At 56.2% G+C, this 15,511-nt stretch carries 10 protein-coding genes; 1 reads left to right on the forward strand and 9 read right to left on the reverse strand.

Translation table 11 applies throughout. The features are described 5' to 3' along the window. Nucleotides 1-4 precede the first annotated feature (4 nt). From aceK to GQR90_RS14820, 7 genes are all read right to left on the reverse strand, one after another. On the reverse strand, nucleotides 5-1,780 hold the full coding sequence (gene aceK / locus GQR90_RS14790) for a bifunctional isocitrate dehydrogenase kinase/phosphatase (RefSeq protein ID WP_158774775.1): 1,776 nt from the start codon (nucleotides 1,778-1,780) through the stop codon (nucleotides 5-7). 261 nt (nucleotides 1,781-2,041) lie between these two features. Continuing rightward, entirely contained in the window at nucleotides 2,042-3,013 is a 972-nt protein-coding gene (ttcA, locus tag GQR90_RS14795) for a tRNA 2-thiocytidine(32) synthetase TtcA (RefSeq protein WP_158774776.1), read from the reverse strand. A gap of 196 nt (nucleotides 3,014-3,209) precedes the next feature. Beyond that, nucleotides 3,210-3,431 (reverse strand): hypothetical protein, encoded by a 222-nt coding sequence (locus GQR90_RS14800; protein ID WP_158774777.1) that lies wholly within the window; start codon nucleotides 3,429-3,431, stop codon nucleotides 3,210-3,212. Between the two features lie 412 nt (nucleotides 3,432-3,843). Further along, the gene (locus GQR90_RS14805) at nucleotides 3,844-4,491 is read right to left on the reverse strand and encodes a 3'-5' exonuclease (RefSeq protein WP_158774778.1); all 648 of its coding nucleotides are present in this window, start codon (nucleotides 4,489-4,491) and stop codon (nucleotides 3,844-3,846) included. Between the two features lie 45 nt (nucleotides 4,492-4,536). Further along, on the reverse strand, nucleotides 4,537-6,489 hold the full coding sequence (locus GQR90_RS14810; RefSeq protein ID WP_233266339.1) for a DUF294 nucleotidyltransferase-like domain-containing protein: 1,953 nt from the start codon (nucleotides 6,487-6,489) through the stop codon (nucleotides 4,537-4,539). A 161-nt stretch (nucleotides 6,490-6,650) separates the two neighbouring features. After that, nucleotides 6,651-8,453, reverse strand: coding sequence for a sodium:solute symporter family protein (locus tag GQR90_RS14815; protein ID WP_158774779.1), 1,803 nt, complete (start codon nucleotides 8,451-8,453; stop codon nucleotides 6,651-6,653). Nucleotides 8,454-8,516: 63 nt separating this feature from the next. Next, a complete protein-coding gene (locus GQR90_RS14820; RefSeq protein WP_024950819.1) occupies nucleotides 8,517-8,774 on the reverse strand; it encodes a DUF4212 domain-containing protein in 258 nt (85 codons plus the stop codon). A gap of 549 nt (nucleotides 8,775-9,323) precedes the next feature. Between GQR90_RS14820 and GQR90_RS14825 the strand changes: the two genes are divergently transcribed. Continuing rightward, on the forward strand, nucleotides 9,324-13,343 hold the full coding sequence (locus tag GQR90_RS14825) for a hybrid sensor histidine kinase/response regulator (protein WP_158774780.1): 4,020 nt from the start codon (nucleotides 9,324-9,326) through the stop codon (nucleotides 13,341-13,343). A 212-nt stretch (nucleotides 13,344-13,555) separates the two neighbouring features. Here the strand turns inward: GQR90_RS14825 and GQR90_RS14830 are convergent, their stop codons facing one another. Continuing rightward, nucleotides 13,556-14,218: a response regulator gene (locus tag GQR90_RS14830; protein ID WP_158774781.1), complete on the reverse strand. Its 663-nt coding sequence runs from the start codon at nucleotides 14,216-14,218 to the stop codon at nucleotides 13,556-13,558. Nucleotides 14,219-14,446: 228 nt separating this feature from the next. Further along, the gene (locus GQR90_RS14835; RefSeq protein ID WP_233266340.1) at nucleotides 14,447-15,409 is read right to left on the reverse strand and encodes a DMT family transporter; all 963 of its coding nucleotides are present in this window, start codon (nucleotides 15,407-15,409) and stop codon (nucleotides 14,447-14,449) included. Nucleotides 15,410-15,511: the final 102 nt, after the last annotated feature.

Here is a 15,511-nt window from a genome sequence, read left to right on the forward strand (position 1 = left end):
GCGTTCAGTCATCTATAAAGTCCTGACTGCGATCAATACCAAAGCGCCGTTTGTTGCGATAGGGATACACATCAATCACGCGGCCAGCCGCAATGGCATCCTGTAACCCTCGCCACCAACTGGCTTGAAAAATCTCCGGGTGCAGCTCATGGAACAGCTTACGCAGCCCCATGTCTGCAAACAGGAAAGGACCAAATTCTTCAGGAAAGATGTCATTGGGTCCGACCGAATACCACGGCTCGCTGGCCAATTCCTGCTCAGGATAATGCGCCTCGGGAATCTCGCGGAAATTACACTCCGTGAGGTAATTGATCTCGTCATAATCATAGAAGACGACGCGCCCATGACGCGTGACACCGAAATTCTTGAGCAGCATGTCGCCAGGGAAGATATCGGCGGCCGCCAGCTGCTTGATCGCATTGCCGTAGTCGTTCAGTACCGCACGCGTCTCCTCTGCATCACACTGTGCCAGATAGAGATTGAGCGGTGTCATCATGCGCTCGGTATAACAATGACGGATCAGTACCTTGTTGCCACGCAGACTGATGGAAGAGCCACAGACCTCCAACAGCTCAGCTAGACACTCGGGATCAAAATGATCACGGCCAACGGCAAAGTTGGAGAACTCTTGAGTGTCCGCCAGTCGTCCGACACGATCATGACGCTTGACCAGGCGATACTTCTCGCGCACCTGATCACGGCTCATGTCCTTGCCGGGCGCGAAACGGTCCTTGATCAGTTTGAACACCAATCGGTAGCTAGGCAGCACGAATACCGCCATCACCATGCCCCGCACACCCGGTGCGATGATGAATTGATCCGAACGACTCGCGACATGTTCATTGAGGCCGCGGAACAATTCTGTCTTGCCGTGCTTATAAAAGCCGATGGCGGCATAAAGCTCGCCGATGGGCTTGTCTGGCATCAGGGTCTGCAGGAAACCTACCACCTCGCCAGGCACCTCGATTTCCACCTGAAAATAGGCGCGGGTGAACGAGAAGATGATCGAGACTTCTTCCGGCTCGATGATGACGGTATCCAGATAGACACCGTCACGCTCGGTATGCAGTACCGGTAACACCAGGGGCAGCGTCTCTCCACCACCTTCGATACGCCCGACCAGATAGGCACCTTTATTGCGATAGAACACGCTACGCAACACCTCGAAGGCTGCATCCGGTGCATCGCGGACATGTGCCGGTAGAACATCAAGCAGCATCTCGGCACCCAGCGTGACATCGCGTCCTTGGTGCTCAAAAGCAATGCCGAGTGGGGCCTCGCACAGTACGCTCTCAAGCGCACCTGCCCAGTTACCGCTCACAGGGACACGGTGACTGATGCTCAACCCTGAGTGACGGGCAGGCTCCTGCCGCGAAGATGAAACGAACATCCACTCATCGCGGATGTGCCGGTGAGAAAACACGTTACAAAATATGGAGTTGTAGAACGTCTCTGCCAACTTATAGTCAAGGCGCTGGTCGATCAAGGCCATGTAGTGCTGCTTGGCATCGGTCCACAACGTACATTCGTTCAGTCGCTCTGTAACGAAAGCGCGCTCAAGCCGCTCCATCGTCGCTGCCACTTTCTCGTCATACAGGTTGATACGTGCCGCCGACGCTTGCTGCGCCTCGCGCCAATCGGCCTCAATGAAACGTCGCCGTGCATCACTGGAGATATGCTTGAAGCGCGAGCGATATTCATCGAAGCCATGTAGCACCGTCGCTGCCAGCCGCAGCCCCTGCTGACCATTGCCCCGTTCCTCACTTTCGTACCTGCTCATGCTTGCTCTCCCCTGCCCGCCCGAGTCGGCACGTCCCTCCGCGCCCCTCACCTCTACCATCTATATACCAAGCATGCGAGGTAGTAACACGTCAGGCGAGACGACAATGGTCGTGGGCGTTCAACCCTCCATCACCGAATGCTCATGCCTGAAACCAAAACGCCACCTCGCAAGAAGCGAGATGGCGTTTGAACAAGCGTAAGCAGCACGCTTTCTTATATCAGAGCTATATCAGAGCCAGTACTGCGTTGGCACAGAGGGCTAAACCTCTCGCCCCAACGCCATATCGAGACCAGACGCCGGCTGAACACGACGTTCTGCCTCGAAAAGGTCCTCGGCCATGCTGGCTTGCTCGGAGTCCATGTCCAGTGCATCGATGCGTGATGCCTTGAAACGATCTCTGGTGTCATCCAACCCGGCAAAGTCGAACAGCTCACGGTCCGCAAGGTGCGACGGCGCAACGGAGGTTACCGCATGGAACATGGTTTCCAGGCGCCCCGGATACTGGCGCTCCCAGTCCTGCAGCATGTCCTTGACCACCTGACGCTGCAGATTTTCCTGAGAACCACACAGGTTGCAGGGAATGATCGGGAATTCACGCGCGGCGGAATAGGCCTCGATATCGGATTCACGGCAGTAGGCAAGCGGGCGAATGACGATATTGCGCTGATCATCCGAGAGCAGCTTGGGCGGCATTGTCTTGAGCTTGCCCCCGAAGAACATATTGAGGAATAAAGTCTCGAGAATGTCATCGCGATGATGGCCAAGCGCTATCTTGGTCGCACCGATTTCCTGGGCAAAGCTGTAAAGCGAGCCACGACGCAGGCGCGAGCAAAGCCCGCAAGTAGTCTTTCCTTCCGGCACCTTCTCCTTGACGATGGAGTAGGTGTCGCGCTCGAGAACGTGGTATTCGACACCGACCGACTCAAGCCAGGCGGGCAATACATGCTCCGGGAAGCCGGGCTGTTTCTGATCTAGATTCACTGCCACCAGGCTGAACTCCACCGGCGCATTGCGCTGCAGGTTCATCAGGATATCCAGCATGGTGTAGGAGTCCTTGCCGCCAGACAGGCATACCATCACCTTGTCACCATCACGAATCATGCCGTAATCAGTGATCGCGGTACCGACCTGACGCCGTAGCCGTCGTTGCAGCTTGTTGAGGTCGCGCTTGCTGGTGGCACTGAATGTGCCACGGGTGTCCGTAAAGGACTCGGTATCAGGTGTGAGCATGGCAGTCAGGGCAGGCAGTTTGGAAGGGCGCACAGTCTAGCACTCGCCGATGGCACGTCACAGAGGAAGTCAGGCAGGGAGGGGTCGCGAGACAATGGCGTCATACAATGCACAACGCCCGCGAAAGGCGGGCGCTGAAGCAATTTATCGATGACGACTAAAGACGTACAAAGAGTTATAAAGAAGAACGACAACCTCAGAACAGTCGTAGTACTTCCAGGTAACGAATCACCACACCGCCAAGCATCACGATGATGCCAAAGCGTTGCAGGCGGAATTCAATGGCGGTCAGCGCCAGTTTACGCGACCAGAACATCAGTACACCACGTACATCCTGCGTACGACGGATATAGTGGCTGTAGGAAAACAGCACAATGGCAAGACCGAGAATCAAAAGCGTGTTGGTCGCGATCAGCATGTCGCACCTCGTGGGCAAAAACCCTAAGTCGGCAATAAAGGCATCAGGTATCCGAAGCCTTATCTGAAACCGGGCCTCGAGCACATGCCCGAAACCCGGTGGCCATCACCTGGCGCAGTGATGGCGATCCTGAGATGCGAAAGCATTCTCAGGCCTGACAGAGGCTGACTGACAGCAGGTCCGTGTTGCGAATGGCCTCTGCACGCTGTCGCCGCTTCATTATGATTATCAAGACTGCTCGGTATTACATCCTACATGGCTGGCCGTATTGCTGGCCTGGTGTGCACTGGCGTGTAATTTTGGTCAACCTCAGCCCCTCTTTGGGGCGTTGCATGAATCCAGTGTGTACAAGCCGAACGCTCATCGCCATTGGACATTCCGTCAACAGACCTTGGGTTAATATCCAAGAGGCTTATACCAGCCGCTTGCGAGCCTTATCCGATGATTCTGGCAACATCAGGCGCTGTGCCATCAGTGCACTGGTGACGGCGTCGCCCAGGGCGGTATGCCGACCGATCACTGGTACGCCCAGAGCGTCGGCCATGGCCTCAAAACGTAGATCAGGATGAGACTCTGGTTGTGCATGGTGGCAACTACGTAGATAGTCACGTGCCAGATCATGGCGCCGGTTAGGTAAATCAAAGCCCAACCGCGGCCGTAAATGCCGATTGATCACGGCAACATCAAAATCAATGCACCAGCCCACTAGCGGCCGGTTGCCGATAAACGCCAACAAGTGCTTCAGGGCATCGCCTAATGATTCGCCGCCGTGTAGATCAATACCACGCAGGCGATGAATACGGATCGAATCAGCCTGCAGGCTATTGGGTCGCTGAAGATGAATCGAGAGCGCACTGGATGTCTGTATGCGCCGTACATCGAAGCGTACCGCCGCTATTGATACCAGCTCCGCTCGACCGACCTCCAGACTGGTGGTCTCGCAGTCCAGTGCTACCCGCTCCCCTCCCAGATCATCGCCATGCCACGGCATGAATAGCTCGGAAAACTCACCATGCGCATGCCGGCGGCGATCAGCGGCACGTCTTATCTGCTGAAACATGCATCCTCCTTGGAGCAGATGCCCAGTACTCGATCGAGAGGTCTCTCAATATTCGAGGTGGTAACGGTGGGTCAGGCGTTGCTTGAAGTCCTTTACTCGACTGAGGGCATCACGCAGCAGATCACGCTCCAGAGATGACAGTGACTGAGTGATGATCAAGTTGGCACTCCCCTCATCCATGTCATCAGACACTGCCCCCAAAGTCCTCTCCGCTGATGCCGGGATAGCTGATGCTTCATCCAGACGGCGTAGCTGTTGGCGCAGGCGTAGCTCGGAAAACAACGATAGCGACTCAGAGAGGTCTTCGCTGTCACGCGCTCCGATACTGCCATCCGCGACAAGAGCGTCCAACCGAGCAAAGGTACTGGTTGCCATCACGCCACGTTCCAGCGCCATCGTGCGTACGCCATGGACGAGAGGAAAAATGCCACCTTTCTTGATATCGATGCCATGTCGCGGCGTACGCAGCGAGCCGAACAGTGTCAGCGGTGTCGAGAAACGTAACGCCGCACGAGCGAAATGCGAAAGCAGCAGCGCATCATGATTGACGTGACGTACCAGGTGACTGCGCAGGCTATCGACCAATTCCGCATTGCCGCCACTCGCTCGCGCATCAAAGACGATGGCCAGATTCATCAGAGCCTCACCGTCACGCCCCGCGCACCATCGGGCAATCTTGCCACGCCAACGCGACTCCGTAGCGACCCAATGCGGATTGGTGACCATCACGTTACCTGGACATGGCGGATAACCCAGTCGTGCAAGCGCAGCGCTGAAGCTTTCCATGACTGCTTCGCACTCAGGCCACTGATCACCATCAGCGAGAATCAGCCCATTGTCCTGATCGGTTTTAAGCAGCTGTTCTCCACGTCCTTCGCTACCCATCAACATCAGACAGCAGGTCTCTCGCCGCGCCTCGGTTACCGTCATCACGAAGGTACGCTCGACAAGTCGCCCATTGAGCGCGCTGAGCAGTGCCATCGCGTGTCGTAGATGCACGCCCTGCAGCACTAGCGCGCGTATGAGTTCCGGTAGACGAGCACTGGCCAGCGCCAGCGCTTCCATATCATTGGCACGTTCAATCTCCAGACTCACCAACTGACTACGATTGGAAAAGAATCCCAATACATCAGTGAGCTCAATCACACCGACGACAAGTGAATCCGGTCCCGGCGACTGCTGTACCACGACCCTCGCGACGCGATGACGCGTCATCTGGACAAGCGCCTGAAAGAGGTAGTCATCGGCCGTGACAGCCACCAGTGAAAAACTGCCCAGAGGAGCCAATCGATGTGTCGGCGCCAGCCCCTCCAATACGAGCGCATTGAGTAAATCAGTACGCGTCACAACGCCATAGCGCCCTTCCACCTCGATAATCAGACTGTCAGCGCGCGCTGCCTCCAGCGCTCTCACACCAGCATCGATACTGCTGGTAGCCGCGACCACCAATGGCGGTCGCATACAGTCCATCACGCGAGCCAGCATGAAGTCTGTCTGGTCACGACTCGGTCCAAGCCGGGTATCACGGTAGGCAGCTAGCAACCGTGCTTTATCACGCAAACTGCGCTGAAAAAAGTGACCAAAATCGGGGTTATCCGCGCACAACTGATGAAAAATTGCCGCCGGAAGTTGATAGCACAAGGTTTCCTGCTCACAGACAAAACGTGTGCGGCACTCACCGTTGAGCAGCGTCAGCGCACCAAAAATATCCCCCTGGCTGTAATGTCCAATATGCAAACTGGCCCAGGCATCCCGCCCTTCGTGGGCAGCCTGTTCCAACACGGACGACTCTGGTAGCGGTGTCTCGGGGGCCAACTCCGCCACCTCTCCCTTGTGAATGATGTAGACGGCGTCACCTACCGCGCCTGGTGTCAGCGGCTGGGCCAACGCTTCGAAATAACGAAGATCAACACTTTCCGCCAGACGCTGACGACTGCGTGAATCCAGCAGCCTGAACGGAGGCTCATCGAACGGTATATCAACCAATGTGGCTTGCATGACACGAACTCCACCTGTGCCCGTGTAGCGGAGTGCTGCTACGCGGGCCATCAAGCCACAAGGCCCCACCTGCGCAAGCACAGCGGGGCCTTGAGATATATGGGCCTGTCTACGTGACACTCTTTTCATTCACATGGACAGACCCTGCTACCTACCTTTCATCAGTGATCCACTGATGCCCCTGCACCGCGCGGGATACGGATATCCTCGACGATGTGCTGGATGTACTCGGGCGGTGGCGGTGTCACCTTGCAGACCAGTACCGCGACGAGGAAGTTGAGTATCATCCCCACCGTACCGATGCCTTCCGGCGAGACACCTAGCAGCCAATACTCAGCCGTGTTCAGCTCTGGCGAGATGAACTTGAAGAACACGATATAGCTGAAGGTGAAGATCAGCCCTACCAGCATCCCAGCGATCGCTCCTTCCTTGTTCATCCGCTTGGAGAAGATGCCCAGCAGGATGACGGGGAAGAAGCTCGATGCTGCCAATCCGAAGGCAAAGGCTACAACCTGGGCCACGAATCCGGGCGGATTGATACCGAAGTAGCCGGCAATCACGACTGCCACCGCTGCCGCCAGTCGCGCCGCCAACAACTCCTGCTTCTCAGTGATATTCGGCTTGAGCGTCTTCTTCAAGAGGTCATGCGAGATTGCCGACGAGATGACCAGGAGCAACCCGGCCGCTGTCGATAGCGCGGCCGCTACACCACCTGCGGCTACCAACGCGATGACCCAGGCCGGCAGATTGCCGATTTCAGGGTTGGCCAACACGATGATGTCGCGGTCGATATAAACCTCGCTCTCATTGTCAGTGGGCGCGTTGCTCAACAGACGCTGGCCATGCTCACCACGTGCTCCCTGACTGTCTGACGCACCTTCATAGGTGGGCGTACCGACAAACGGATCACCTCCGCGCATCTGGATGATGCCATCAGCATTCTTGTCGACCCAGCCGATCAGTCCCGTGTTTTCCCAGTTGTAGAACCATCCCGGCAACTCTTCATAAGCAGTCTCATTGACCGTCTCAATCAGATTGACACGAGCAAAAGCGCCCACGGCCGGTGCAGTGGTGTACAGCAGTGCAATGAAGAACAGTGCCCAACCCGCAGAGATGCGTGCATCACGTACTGTCGGGACGGTGAAGAAGCGCACGATGACGTGAGGCAAACCAGCAGTACCGCACATCAATGCAGCTGTAATGAAGAAGACATCGATAGTGGATTTTGAGCCTTCGGTGTACTCGCGGAAGCCGAGATCAGTCACAATTTGATCAAGTTTGTGCAGTAAATATACCCCCGTATCATTGCCCTGAGCATCTACCAGCGTACCGCCAAAGCCAGTCTGGGGGAGTACGTGACCCGTCATCATGATGGACAAAAATACTGCCGGCACCAGGAAGGCAAAAATCAGTACGCAGTACTGGGCAACCTGGGTATAGGTGACGCCCTTCATTCCACCGAGCACGGCATAGAAGAAGACAATCGCCATGCCAATCATCACACCGATATTCACATCGACTTCAAGGAAGCGTGCAAACACGATCCCGGTACCGCGCATCTGACCTGCCACATAAGTGAAGGAGATGAAGATGACGCAGACGACGGCGACAGTACGTGCAACGCTCGAGTAGTAACGGTCACCTACGAAATCCGGCACGGTAAACTTGCCGAACTTGCGTAGATAGGGCGCCAGCAACATCGCCAGCAAGACATAGCCGCCAGTCCAACCCATCAGATAGACAGAGGCGTCATAACCGGAGTAGGCAATGATCCCTGCCATGGAAATGAAGGAGGCCGCAGACATCCAGTCCGCTGCCGTAGCGGCTCCATTGGCAATAGGATGTACACCACCTCCGGCGACATAGAATTCCTTGGTAGACCCGGCTCGCGACCAGACCGCGATACCGATATAGAGCGCAAACGAGGCGCCCACAAACAAATACGTGAGTAGTTGAACATCCATTGGCGTTGTCCTTGGCGATATCGATCATCTTGTTATTGTGTAAGACGAGACACGAGACATTCCCTATTGCTCATGAACGTCGAAGCGCTCATCGAGCTTGTTCATTGAACGGGCATACATGATGATCAGCGCGAGGAAGAAGTAGATCGCTCCCTGCTGGGCGAACCAGAACCCCAGCTTGAAACCGAAGAAATGAATGTTATTGAGCACATCGACCAGCAATATTCCACATCCGTAGGACACGACAAACCAGACCACGAGATACCCCATGATCAGCTTGATATTGGCGGCCCAGTAGGCCTTGGCATTCGCTTCTTTCATGACGACATTCTCGTGTTGTTATTGTGGTTTGTGACAGGTCGGCTAGCACCTTGTCGGCACATTACCGCTAGATGCCACTCACTGTACTTTTCTCGGTCGTTTGATATCCCCTGCCGTTACCGTTGCTTTTCAAGAAACACGAATACTCGTAATTGACAGTAGACAAGACAGATGGTGACTGCAGGCTGACTTTAGTCGCTAACGTTAGCCATCTCTTCTTGATTGCTCGACCAAGTATAATAATTACTTTCTTATCAATTAGTTATGTTATGACCTAAAGGTGCAATCCCTTGGTCTATTGGCCAAATGAGTAAGCTTGAAACCGAGATCACTCCACACACCGCTACTCGAGAACGTGCCATCCCCTGACAATCCTTGCGTGAAACAAGCGCAATTTTCTGCCTGACACGCTCAAAATTCGTCTCTGTGATGGATATACAATGAAGCTGGCAGGCAAATACGATCAGCCTCAGTACCTTTGGTGGGAGGCAATGCTTGGGCCTCGTGGCAGGGCCTGCGTAGAATGGCGCTTCCAGAGAGGAGAGCGACATGTTCCAGGGGTGGTGGCTGATTGCAGTGGCACTCGCATATATTGCGGTGCTGTTCACAATTGCATGGCGCGGGGATCGCAACGCCAAGAAAAATGGGTCACCTAATCGGCGACCGGCGGTCTATAGCCTGGGGTTAGCAGTTTATTGCACCAGCTGGACCTTCTACGGCAGCGTCGGTCAGGCTGCGACCAGCGGCTGGGCCTATCTGAGTATTTTTATCGGGCCGATTCTGACCTGCCTGCTATTCTGGCCGATCCTTCTGAAGATGATTCGTGTCGCCAAGCGGCAGAACATCACCTCGATCGCTGACTTCATTGCCTCACGTTATGGCAAGACACAGTCGCTGGCCGTATTTGCCTCGTTAGTGGCTCTCATCGGCACCCTGCCGTATATCGCCCTGCAGCTCAAGGCCGTTTCCAGCGCTTATCAGGTCCTGACAGATACCAGCGATGTGACACGTACACCGTGGCTTGGCGATACCGCCTTCTATGTGGCGGCGATCATGGCGTTGTTCGCGATCCTGTTCGGCACACGCCATACCGATGCGACTGAGCATCACGTAGGTCTATTGCAAGCGATTGCCTTTGAATCACTGATCAAGCTGGTCGCTTTCCTGATACTGGGTTCCTATGTCACCTGGGGGATGTTCGATGGCCTGGGGGATCTGTTCACCAAGGCCGATACCTACCTGGCGCTGCAACAGCAACTGGAAACCCAGACCTTCGGTTCCGGCTTCTGGGCACAGACGCTACTGGCGATGCTGGCCGTCTTCTGTCTACCGCGCCAATTCCATGTTGCGGTCGTCGAGAATACCCACCATGAAGATGCCCGTCGTGCGCGCTGGCTGTTCCCGATCTATCTGATCGCAATCTCCTTCTTCGTACTGCCCATTGCAGCGGCGGGCCTGACGCTATTCCCGGATGGCTCTGTCTCACCGGATAGCTTCGTGCTTGCCCTGCCCATGGCAGCCGGTCAGACATGGCTGACATTACTGACCTTCATTGGTGGCTTCTCTGCGGCAACCGGCATGGTCATCGTTGCGGCGGTAGCGGTATCGATAATGATCTCCAACGAGATCGTCATCCCGCTGCTATTCCGTCTACGCTGGTTTGATACCGAGGCCCGTGACTACAGTCATATCGTGCTGCTGGCGCGCCGTCTGACCATCGTGATGATCCTGGGACTGGCCTATGGCTTCTATCTACTGATTGCCGAATACAGCACCCTTTCTGCCATCGGTCTGCTGTCATTTGCTGCAGTGGCCCAATTCGCGCCATCCCTGATAGGCGGACTTTACTGGAAGCGTGGTAATCGACTGGGTGTCATTGTCGGCCTGAATGTCGGCTTCGCCGTATGGGCATGGACGTTGTTGGTCCCTGCGCTGGCACAAGCTGGCCTGATGCCAGTGGAAATGGTCAATCATGGCCCGCTAGGCATCGACTGGCTGTCCCCGCATGGCCTGTTCGGATTCCCCTTCAGTGACCCGCTGACCCACGGCGTGATGTTGTCACTCGGCCTCAACCTGTTCTTCTATATCTTTGTCTCTCAAATGACGCCGCAACGCGTGGTTGAGCGCATTCAGGCTTCATTGTTCGTCGACAGTGTCGAGACACGTCAGACCAGCGTCTCGCGTCCGTGGACCGGCTCCACCTCCGTTTCAGACCTGCGCGTACTGTGTGAACGCTTCTTGAGCGATGAACAGGTAGAACGTGCTTTCGAGGACTACGGCCGTCGCAGTGGACAACCGCTGGAGCTGCATGCACGGGCTTCCATCGATTTGATCCAGTTCACCGAGCGCTTCCTGGCTTCCGTACTCGGCGCCTCCTCGGCGCGTATCGTGGTCAACTCGGCACTCCAGGGACGCGGCATCGGTATCTCGGACGTCATCTCGATCGTCGATGAAGCCTCGCAGGTACTGGAGTTCAACCGCGCACTGCTGCAGGCCACCATCGAGAATATCCATCAAGGCATCAGCGTGGTTGATCAGCACATGCGACTGGTGGTGTGGAACCAACGCTATCTGGACATGTTCCGCTTCCCGGACAATCTGATTCGGGTCGGTGCACCGATAGACCGAATCTTCCGCTATAACGCGCACAACGGTGAATACGGCCCCGGTGATCCGGAAGAACACGTCGATCAGCTGCTGGACGCCATTCGTGACGGGGTGCCACATCGCTATGTGCGTTACCGCCAGGACGGCAGCGTGATGGAAATTCAGGGCAACCCGATGCCCGGCGGCGGGTTCGTTTATACCTACCAGGACATCACTCAGCAGAAGAGCACCGAAGAGGCGCTGATCCGTTCGGAAAACAATATCCGCATCTATACCGATAACGTGCCAGCGCTGATTGCCTACTTCGACAAGGAATGTCGTTACCTCTTCACCAACCGCGCCTACGAAGCGGTAATGGGGATCGATCGCACCGCCGTCATCGGTGAGCCAGCCGAAGCCGCAATGCCGGAAGATATCTATCGCCAGCGTGCCCCGTGGATGACACGTGCACTGGCAGGTGAGCGGGTATCGTTTGAAATCTCGCTGGAAGCACCGGAAGGCGGTGTGCGCTACATGCTGGTCACCTACACACCGCACTTCAGCACCAAGGGCAATATTCTCGGCTTCTTTGCCCTCTATCAGGACATTACCGAACGTCGTCTGGCAGAAATTGCACTCAAGGAGACTAACGAGAATCTGGAAGAGCGCGTCCGTGTACGTACGCGTGAACTGTCACAGGTCAACGAGGCACTACGTACCGAGAACCGCGTACGTGCCGAGGCCGAGCAGGCATTGCGTCAGGCCAAGAAGCTGGCAGAGGATGCCAATGCCTCAAAAACCCGCTTCCTCGCCGCGGCCAGCCATGACTTGTTGCAGCCTTTGAATGCCGCACGCCTGTTCACCTCTGCCCTCTCGCAGCAGGTCGAGGGTGAAATGAAGACCACCACCAATCATATCGACAACTCACTACAGGCCGCCGAGGAACTGTTGAGCACCCTGCTCGACATCTCCAAGCTGGATGCCGGCGCATTGGCACCGCGGCGCAGCATATTCCGCCTCTCCGATGTCCTCAAACCGCTCAAGGCGGAATTTGAAGTCATGGCAGAAAATCGCGGGCTAGACCTCAAGGTCGTGATGACGCAGCTGGCGGTAGACTCTGATGGTCAGATGCTCAGACGCATCGTGCAGAACTTCCTGTCCAATGCTGTGCGTTATACCCGCCAAGGACACGTACTGTTGGGCTGTCGTCGTCTTGGCGACCGTATCCGTATCGAGGTGTGGGATACCGGCCCCGGTATCCCTGAATCCAAGCTGACCGAGATATTCCAGGAGTTTCGCCGTCTTGATCAGACCGAGCGTCACAAGGAAAGTGAAAAGGGGCTCGGTCTTGGGCTGTCGATAGCCGAGCGCATGAGCCGCGTACTGGACCACCCAATCACGGTGCGTAGCTGGGTGGGTATCGGCACCGTCTTCGCCGTCAGTGTCCCGATCAGCAAGGCACTGCCAGCTGCCGAGCACCCTGATGCCATACCCGCTCGCAAGCGTGCTGGCAACAAGCTGACCGGTTCACGCATCCTGTGTATCGACAATGAGAGTCTGATTCTCGAGGGCATGAAGGCGATGTTGTCTGGCTGGGGCTGTGAAGTGTTCACCGCCACCTCTATCGGGGGAGCTAAATCGGTCATCCGCAACCTGGATGGTGATCCCGATGCCATTCTCGCCGACTATCACCTCGACAATGAGGTTACTGGCTTGATGGCACTGGATGCATTGGACGAGCGTCTGTCCAGCTCGGTGCCGGGTGTCGTGATCACCGCTGACCGTACTGATGAGGTCGCCGAGGAAGTGCGACGTGCTGGCTATCATCTGCTGCTCAAACCGGTTCGCCCTGCGGCACTCCGCGCTCTGTTGACGCGCACTCTGCAGGCCAATCGTGCCGAGAAGCATGTCAGTCTCGGAACTGGCGACGCGTCGGACGCCTCAGACGCAGCCGATACCTCGGAGACTCCACCGACAGACTAGTCGTTGCCCACATGGCCGTCGTCTTATCGCGGCGGCCATTGCGCTTGAGGGGAAATCGTCAACGATCGCCAGCACCTACGATGCCCAGTACCAGAAATGAGTCATGACTGTCAGCAGAAACGCAAAAGCCCGCCCTGTCAGTGACAGGACGGGCTTTTTCATGCTTTCAGCAACCTGCTGCGGCGGGCCTTACCTCAAGAACGAACCTGATGTCAGGAACGAACCTTCGGCGGCTCGACTTCAAGGCGCTGGGCCGCGATCACGGCCTGAGTGCGAGAATGCACACCGAGCTTACGCAGAATGGCAGTCACGTGAGCCTTGATGGTGGCTTCAGACACACTCAACTCATAGGCGATCTGCTTGTTGAGCAGACCTTCAGTGAGCATGTTGAGCACGCGGAACTGCTGCGGCGTCAACGAGGCAATGGCTTCGGCAAAGCGTGACTCATCTTCACTCGAATCGCCCATGGCTTCGGCGATATACGTCGGCAGCCACACCTCACCCTCAAGGATCTCGCCAATCGCTTCGGCAATCACATCAAGGCTTGCGGATTTCGGAATGAAACCGGAGGCTCCGTAATCGATCGCGCGGCGCACCACGTAGGGCTCCTCACTACCGGATACAACAGCAACCGGGATATCCGGGGTCTGACCACGCAGCTGAATCAAACCGGAGAAGCCATGGGCTCCCGGCATGTGCAGGTCCAACAGGATCAAGTCAGCATCGGGATGACGGGCAACAGCTTCGTTGGTCGCTTCCATGCTGTCGGCCTCAACGATCTCCGCCTGAGAGGCCACTTGCCTGAGCGCCTGCGTCAGTGCGGCACGAAAAAGCGGATGATCGTCTGCAACGATAAACTTCTGGGCAAAGGCCATTGAGTCTCCTCCAAAACCCCGATGGTGATCATCGTCGACCTTCCTGGCCGACCAACAACCGCCGTTATTTTCTAGCATGTTACCCCATGGAACGCGCGTTTAACAAAGCAGCCCACCATCGGGAGACATACTGATGTTTCGCTCGGGGAACACGAGTATCGCACGGATTGAGGCCCGATGAGCGATCAATCCCTGCGCAAGTTCTGACAGCACCCTAGGGATGGCGAATCAGACCACCCTACCCGCAACGCGGCTGGCATGCCAGCCGACCAATGCCACACCGGCAATCAGCGCAAAACCGATCAGGCTGGCCACGTCCGGCACCTCTCCCCAAAGCGCCCACCCTGCCAACGCCGAGAAGACGATGGTCAGATAGGAATAAATCGAGACCTCACCTGCCGGTGCCATTCGATAGGCGGTCGTCATCAGAATCTGACCACCCGCCGCAAACAGACCAATCCCCAGCAGTGCCAATGCCTGTGGACCGCTCGGCATTACCGGATCCATCAACATTGGCACCAGTGTCACGACGGTTGAGACCAACGAGAAATGTAGCACAATCGTTGCCGAGGCTTCGCGCCCCTTGAGCGCACGAATCAGCGTATAGGCTGCACCGGCCAACATCGCCGAACCAAGGCCGATCAACGCCGGTACCAGCGCCTCGGCACCGCCTTCGGCGAAAGCCAACTGGGGCTTGATAACCAATGCAGCACCGCTAAAAGCGATCAACATGCCGACTAGACGCCAGCCACCAAGCCGCTCAGCCAGAAACAGTCCTGCAAACAGACTGACAAAAAACGGCGACAGCTTATTGAGAATGGTGGCATCCGCCAGCAGCAGATGATCAATGGCGTAAAAGAAGCTCATCACCCCGCCCAGTCCAATCAGTGAACGCGCCAGCAATAATGGCTGATGATGCCAGTGGCCAAGTAATCGATCCCCCGCAATACGCACCATCACGACGGCCACACCAAGACTGATCAGGTTACGCACAAAGACTTTCTCGAACAGTGGCAGGTCACCGCTCAGTTTTACCATTGCGCCCATCAGCGCAAAGGATATGGCCGACAGGCACATGAGTACCACCGCACGTGGGCGATCCTCCCCATCCGAAGAGGCTGCGGCCGATGGCTCGGATGATGACGACTGGGGAGGTGTCGAGGATGTATCGGAATTACCTGCCACAGCCATGAGATGTGTTCCAGAGAATGAGTAAATAAACGTGAAGATAAACAGGCACACGCGCCGCCAAGCGAATGTGTCTGCGAGCAATCGCAGAGAGGTGCATCAAGG

The organism is Cobetia sp. L2A1, from assembly GCF_009796845.1.
Classification (GTDB): Bacteria; Pseudomonadota; Gammaproteobacteria; order Pseudomonadales; family Halomonadaceae; genus Cobetia.

Bases quoted from the DNA above. Each gene is read 5' to 3' on its own strand.
- GQR90_RS14800 (WP_158774777.1), bottom strand. From the start codon at position 3,431: ATGCTGATCGCGACCAACACGCTTTTGATTCTCGGTCTTGCCATTGTG.
- GQR90_RS14820 (WP_024950819.1), bottom strand. From the start codon at position 8,774: ATGAAAGAAGCGAATGCCAAGGCCTACTGGGCCGCCAATATCAAGCTG.
- ttcA (WP_158774776.1), bottom strand. From the start codon at position 3,013: ATGCTCACACCTGATACCGAGTCCTTTACGGACACCCGTGGCACATTC.
- GQR90_RS14815 (WP_158774779.1), bottom strand. From the start codon at position 8,453: ATGGATGTTCAACTACTCACGTATTTGTTTGTGGGCGCCTCGTTTGCG.
- GQR90_RS14825 (WP_158774780.1), top strand. From the start codon at position 9,324: ATGTTCCAGGGGTGGTGGCTGATTGCAGTGGCACTCGCATATATTGCG.
- GQR90_RS14805 (WP_158774778.1), bottom strand. From the start codon at position 4,491: ATGTTTCAGCAGATAAGACGTGCCGCTGATCGCCGCCGGCATGCGCAT.
- GQR90_RS14830 (WP_158774781.1), bottom strand. From the start codon at position 14,218: ATGGCCTTTGCCCAGAAGTTTATCGTTGCAGACGATCATCCGCTTTTT.
- GQR90_RS14810 (WP_233266339.1), bottom strand. From the start codon at position 6,489: ATGCAAGCCACATTGGTTGATATACCGTTCGATGAGCCTCCGTTCAGG.
- aceK (WP_158774775.1), bottom strand. From the start codon at position 1,780: ATGAGCAGGTACGAAAGTGAGGAACGGGGCAATGGTCAGCAGGGGCTG.
- GQR90_RS14835 (WP_233266340.1), bottom strand. From the start codon at position 15,409: ATGGCTGTGGCAGGTAATTCCGATACATCCTCGACACCTCCCCAGTCG.